The sequence below is a fragment of the Acidovorax sp. HMWF029 genome, from assembly GCF_003060895.1.
Classification (GTDB): domain Bacteria; phylum Pseudomonadota; class Gammaproteobacteria; order Burkholderiales; family Burkholderiaceae_C; genus Acidovorax.
The window spans coordinates 38,304-43,548 of the sequence record NZ_QAIH01000188.1 but is presented as its reverse complement, the minus strand read 5'-3'; the positions used below and the strand labels follow the sequence as shown (position 1 = coordinate 43,548).

Annotated in this window: 4 protein-coding genes and 1 pseudogene; 1 reads left to right on the top strand and 4 read right to left on the bottom strand. The window is 66.6% G+C overall.

The features are described from left to right. From DBR12_RS13115 to DBR12_RS13105, 3 genes are all read right to left on the bottom strand, one after another. Positions 1-752 (bottom strand): xanthine dehydrogenase family protein subunit M (locus DBR12_RS13115; protein WP_108617657.1); only part of this gene is annotated, 752 nt, incomplete at its 3' end. A gap of 11 nt (positions 753-763) precedes the next feature. Further along, positions 764-3,151, bottom strand: coding sequence for a xanthine dehydrogenase family protein molybdopterin-binding subunit (locus DBR12_RS13110; protein ID WP_108617651.1), 2,388 nt, complete (start codon positions 3,149-3,151; stop codon positions 764-766). A 22-nt stretch (positions 3,152-3,173) separates the two neighbouring features. Next, a complete protein-coding gene (locus DBR12_RS13105; RefSeq protein WP_108617650.1) occupies positions 3,174-3,644 on the bottom strand; it encodes a (2Fe-2S)-binding protein in 471 nt (156 codons plus the stop codon). A gap of 177 nt (positions 3,645-3,821) precedes the next feature. Here DBR12_RS13105 and DBR12_RS13100 point away from each other — a divergent pair, with 177 nt between their 5' ends. After that, complete coding sequence (locus tag DBR12_RS13100; protein ID WP_108617649.1) at positions 3,822-4,982, top strand: helix-turn-helix domain-containing protein; 1,161 nt, start codon at positions 3,822-3,824, stop codon at positions 4,980-4,982. A 139-nt stretch (positions 4,983-5,121) separates the two neighbouring features. Here DBR12_RS13100 and DBR12_RS22850 read toward each other — a convergent pair. Continuing rightward, positions 5,122-5,245 (bottom strand): annotated as a pseudogene (locus DBR12_RS22850) (ModE family transcriptional regulator); the annotation flags it as partial.

Genomic DNA, 5,245 nt, shown 5'->3' with positions numbered 1-5,245 from the left:
CTGATGAGGTTGGCGCGGTAGGCAGCACTGGCATGGATGTCACTGTTGAGGTCACTGGCGTCAATCTTTACTGCCGCCGCCGCCGCAGGGGTGAAGCTCTGGCTCAGCGCCGCCTCCAGCCCCGCGTGGCGGAACACACTGGTCGCGGCGCCGGTGATGGCCACGCGCACGCCGCTGTCCGTCTGCGCCGCAAACACACCCACCAGCGAGAAGCGCGACGCGGGCTGCTTGAACTTCATGTAGGCCGCGCGCTTGGGTATAGGGAAGCGGATGGCGGTGATGATCTCGCCCTCTTCCAGCGCGGTGGTGTACATGCCTACAAAGAAGTCGTCGGCCGCGATCTCGCGCTGGTTGGTGATGACGGTGGCGGAGAGGCCCAGCACCGCGCTGGGGTAGCAGGCCGCAGGGTCGTTGTTGGCCACCGAGCCACCCAGCGTGCCACGCGCGCGCACCTGGCGATCGCCAATGTGGGCGGCCAGGTCGGCCAGCGCGGGGATGGCGGCCTTCACATCCGCACTGTTCGCCACATCCATGTGGCGCGTCATGGCGCCGATGACGAGGGCGTTGCCGTCGCGGCGAATGCCCGCCAGCTCGGCCACGCCGTTCAGGTCCACGATCTTCTCGGGGTTGGCCAGGCGCAGGCGCATGGAAGGCAGCAGGCTCTGCCCGCCCGCCAGCAGCTTGCCGCCCTGGGCGATGAGCTGCGCGGCGGCGGCGGTGGAGGTGGGCGCTTCAAAGGTAAATGCGTACATGGTCGATCTCCTTATGCCTTGGCGCTTTGGATGGCTTCCCACACGCGGTGGGGCGATGCGGGCATGTCGAAGTCCTTCACGCCCAGGGGGCGCAGGGCATCGAGCACGGCGTTGATCACCGCCGGGGGCGAGCCGATGGCCCCGGCCTCACCGCAGCCCTTGGTGCCCAGCGGGTTGTGGGTGCAGGGCGTGCAGACATGGCCGAGCTTGAACTCGGGGAAGTCGTCGGCGCGCGGCATGGCGTAGTCCATGAAGCTGCCGGTGAGCAGCTGGCCCGTTTCGCGGTCGTACACACAGTTCTCCAGCAGTGCCTGGCCGATGCCCTGCACCAGGCCGCCGTGTACCTGGCCCTCCACGATCATGGGGTTGATGATGGTGCCGAAGTCGTCCACGGCAGTGAACTTGTCCACGCGTGTGCTGCCGGTGGCGGGGTCGATTTCCACCTCGCAGATGTAGGTGCCTGCGGGGAAGGTGAAGTTGGTCGGGTCGTAAAACGCGGTCTCGTTCAGGCCCGGCTCCAGCTTGTCCAGCGGGTAGTTGTGCGGCACATAGGCCGTGAGCGCCACCTGGCCAAACGGGATCTTCTTGTCCGTGCCCCGCACGGTGAATTCACCGCCGCTGAAGTCGATGTCGGCGTCGCTCGCCTCCATCAAGTGCGCGGCAATCTTCTTGGCTTTGGCCTCGATCTTGTCCAGCGCCTTCATGATGGCCGCACCGCCCACGCTGATGGAGCGTGATCCGTAGGTGCCCATGCCAAAAGGCACGCGCCCCGTGTCGCCATGCACGATGTCCACGTTCTCCACCGGGATGCCTAGACGCGCGGCCACCACCTGTGCAAACGTGGTCTCGTGCCCCTGGCCGTGGCTGTGCGAGCCGGTGAACACCGTCACGCTGCCCGTGGGGTGCACGCGCACCTCGCCGCACTCAAACAGCCCGGCGCGCGCGCCCAGGGCGCCTGCAATGTTGGACGGCGCAATGCCGCAGGCCTCGATGTAGCTGCTGTAGCCGATGCCACGCTTCAAACCCTTGGCCTCGCTGGCCGCCTTGCGCGCCGCAAAGCCCGCCACATCGGCCAGTTGTTCTGCCTGCGTCATGCACGCGTGGTAGTCGCCAATGTCGTACTGCAGCGCCACCGGCGTCTGGTACGGGAAGGTGGTGATGAAGTTGCGCTTGCGGATTTCGTCCTGCGAGAGGCCCATTTCCCAACCGCAGCGGGTCACCAGCCGCTCCAGCAAGTAGGTCGCCTCTGGGCGGCCCGCTCCCCGGTAGGCATCCACCGGCGCGGTGTTGGTAAACCACGAGTCCACTTCCACATACACCTGCGGCGTGGTGTACTGGCCCGCGAGCAGCGTGGCGTAGAGGATGGTGGGCACGGCGCTGGCAAAGGTGCTCAGGTACGCGCCCAGGTTGGCGTGCGTGTGCACGCGCATGGCCAAGAACTTGCCGTCCTTGTCCATGGCCATCTCGGCGTGGCTGATGTGGTCGCGGCCATGCGCGTCCGACAGGAAGGATTCGCTGCGGTCGGCCACCCACTTGATGTTGCGGTTGAGCTTCTTGGCCGCCCAGGTCAGGCAAACATCTTCGGCATACAGGTAGATCTTGGAGCCGAAGCCACCCCCCACGTCGGGCGCAATCACGCGCACCTTGTGCTCGGGCAGGCCCATCACAAAGGCGGTCATCAGCAGTCGCTCGACGTGCGGGTTCTGGTTGCTCACGTACAGCGTGTACTCGTCATTGGCACGGCTGTAGCTGCCAATGGCTGCGCGGGGCTCCATAGCGTTGGGAATGAGCCGGTTGTTGATCAGGTCCAGCTGGGTGACATGCGCGGCGTTGGCAAACGCGGCATCCACCGCGCCCTTGTCGCCAATGGCCCATTTGAAGCAGTGGTTGTCGGGTGCAATGTCGTGCAGCGCAGCACCTGCCACGGCACCCGCGGCGGCGTCGGCCACATTGACCACGGCGGGCAGAACGTCGTAGTCCACCTCCACCAGCTCGGCGGCATCGCGCGCCTGCTGCAGCGTCTGGGCCACCACCATGGCCACATGGTCACCCACATAGCGCACCTTGCCCTGCGCCAAGATGGGGTGCGGCGGCTCTTTCATGGGCTCGCCATTGGTGCTGGTGATCAGCCAGCCGCAGGGCAGACCGTTGATGTTGTCGGCCGCTACGTCCGCGCCCACAAACACGCCCAGCACACCGGGCGCTGCTTTGGCGGCACTGGTGTTGATGCTGTTGATTGCGGCATGCGCGTGTGGTGAGCGCACAAACACCGCGTGGCTTTGCGCGGCCAGCACCACGTCGTCGGTGTACTGGCCCGCGCCGGTCAGGAAACGGTAGTCTTCCTTGCGCTTGAGCGATTCGCCAATGTGCGGCAGCTTGGAAAAGTCGGATGCACCCATGGTCGTTCTCCTTTTTTCCTTGTTAAGCCGATGCCATGGCTTTTTGACCGACCTGCACCGCGCGCACGATGTTCTGGTAGCCCGTGCAGCGGCAGATGTTGCCTTCAAGCAGCTCGCGGATCTCGCCTTCGCTGGCGTTGGGGTGGTTCTTGCACAGGTCCACCGCGCTCATCACCATGCCGGGGGTGCAAAAGCCGCATTGCAGGCCATGGCACTCCTTGAACGCTGCCTGCATCGGGTGCATGGTGCCGTCGGCAGCGGCCATGCCTTCGATGGTGGTCACTTCGGCCCCCTGGGCCTGCACGGCCAGCATGGCGCAGGATTTGACGGCCCGGCCGTTCACATGCACGGTGCACGCTCCGCACTGGCTGGTGTCGCAGCCGACATGGGTGCCGGTCAGCAGCAGGTGCTCTCGCAGCGCATGGACAAGCAGGGTGTTGGGAGGAACGTCAACACTGGCAGCGCGCCCGTTGACCGTGAACTGGACTTGCATCTGGCTGTCTCCTGGAAGGGTTTTGGCTGGATAAGCCGCCACATCTTGTGCCCCGTCCCTGCCACGCTCCCTAGGGACAACCCTAGATTCGCTGCCCCCCTTGCTGGATATTCTCAAAATGAAACATGTTGCAGCGCACACCGGCGCATCATGCGCAGCTCAAGGATTCGGATCACCATGCTGTCCTCCGCCCCCAGCTCCACCGCCCACCGCCACGCGCTGATTGCGCAGGCCCGCCAGACCCTGCTGGCGGATGGCGCAGCGCCCCTGCGCGCAGAGGTGGAGCCATGGATTGCGCGGTCGTGGCAGCGCTGCCTGGCCCAGGGCATGGACCCCACGCAGCGTGTGGTGTTCGAGGCCGTCAGCGCTCCGGCGCTGCGCCACAGCCTGGAGCAGAACCAGGCCTTGCTGCGCGCGGCCCGCCCCGTGCTGGAGCAGCTCACGCGCGCCATCGCGGGCATGCGCTACTTCGCCATCCTGACCGACGCCCGGGGCACCGTGGTCGATGTGCAGGGCCATTGCGATCCCAGCGACCCGCGCGCCAGCAGCATTGGCCGCGTGGGCATCGACCTCTCGGAAGCCGCTGTGGGCACCACGGCCATCGGTGCGGCGCTGGCTGAGCTGCAGCCCGTCTGGCTGCACCGGGGCGAGCATTTTCTGGACGACAACGGCAGCTACAGCTGCGCGGGCGCACCACTGTTCGACCCCCAGGGCCAGTGTGTGGGCATGCTGGACTTGACCGGCATTGACGTGCCCGAGCGGCCCGAGCTGCGTCACCTGGTGGCGCGCTCGGCCCGCGCCATGGAGGATGCCCTGCTGCTGCAACGCCCCCACGCCCTGCTGCTGCGCATGAACTGGCCCGGCAGCACGCTGGGCGGCGAAGGCGATGGCCTGCTCGCACTCGACGCCGATGGCTGCGTGGTGGGCGCCAACAGCATGGCCCGCCAGTTGGTGCCACAGCCACTGCGCGCGCCCGGTGCACCCACCCATTGCAGCGACCTGCTGGCCATGCCATGGACCATGTTGTTCGACGCCGCCCGGCGCCAGCCCGTGCAACCGCTGGATTTGCCCCTGTGGTCGGGCCTGCGGCTGCAGGCCCTGGCCCAGTGGGCAACGCACCCCCATCGCAGCAGCGCCCCCAGCCACTTCAGCCCCACCGGGGCCGCGCCCCTGGTTTCCACACCACCACCGGTGGCCGCGCCGCTGCGCGAGGCTGAAACCGCCCTGATCCGCCAGGCCGTGCTGGACGCCCGGGGCAACGTGGCCGAGGCGGCCCGTGCACTGGGCATCAGCCGCGCCACGGTGTACCGCAAGCTGGGCACGCCCAAGGGGCCGTGAACGGCGCCGCGCCGGCCCACCTTGCCCGCACGCTGTCGATCAGAGTCAAAATTTTGATAAAAAAAGTCCTCTGCGCGCGACCACATTGCCTTTTAAGCTATTAAATATATAGCAAAATCATCCCGCAAAACAACGCCGCTTAGAGCTCTGCCAGCGCCAGCACCACGGCGTTTTCCTCCACCACCAGCACCACGGCACTGCCCGCGCGCAGCCCGCTGTGGGGCGCGGCAAAACCCACCATGTGCAGGCCTGCCGCCAGCTCG

Coding starts and splice junctions, on each gene's coding strand:
- DBR12_RS13100 (WP_108617649.1), top strand. CDS start 3,822: ATGCTGTCCTCCGCCCCCAGCTCCACCGCCCACCGCCACGCGCTGATT.
- DBR12_RS13110 (WP_108617651.1), bottom strand. CDS start 3,151: ATGGGTGCATCCGACTTTTCCAAGCTGCCGCACATTGGCGAATCGCTC.
- DBR12_RS13105 (WP_108617650.1), bottom strand. CDS start 3,644: ATGCAAGTCCAGTTCACGGTCAACGGGCGCGCTGCCAGTGTTGACGTT.